Genomic DNA, 353 nt, shown 5'->3' with positions numbered 1-353 from the left:
CGCCAAAGCGTCCTGAAAAACCTGCCACAGGTGGATGTTGGATGCAATCATTTTGGTTTCTTCAGGTTGCCGTCTGACGACATGGTAAGGTTCTTTGAGCCATCTCTGACGCTGGATTTTGCAACGCTGCTAGATTGGGCAATGGAAATTAAGCTTAAGATGACTGGCGTTACTAAGCCAAGCACACATGATCACCAGGTTGATCAGCCATGGTTTAGTGCGCTTAGTCGTGCATCTGTGGTTCGCGGTGACGGAGATCTCGGTCGCAACAATACGTTATTGACACTTTTGCTAGCAACATATTCTTCAGGATGGGACCAGAATCGCGCATATGACTTTGCTGATGAATGGAA

At 47.3% G+C, this 353-nt stretch carries 1 protein-coding gene; it reads left to right on the top strand.

Features of this window, described 5'->3' with window-relative positions; translation table 11 throughout:
* A partial coding sequence (locus FD01_RS13090) for a primase C-terminal domain-containing protein (protein WP_191981530.1) occupies positions 1 to 353 on the top strand: 353 nt, incomplete at both ends.

Origin of the sequence: Lacticaseibacillus manihotivorans DSM 13343 = JCM 12514 (genome assembly GCF_001435035.1) — a bacterium.
GTDB lineage: Bacteria > Bacillota > Bacilli > Lactobacillales > Lactobacillaceae > Lacticaseibacillus > Lacticaseibacillus manihotivorans.
This window is presented reverse-complemented; position numbering and strand designations above follow the sequence as displayed.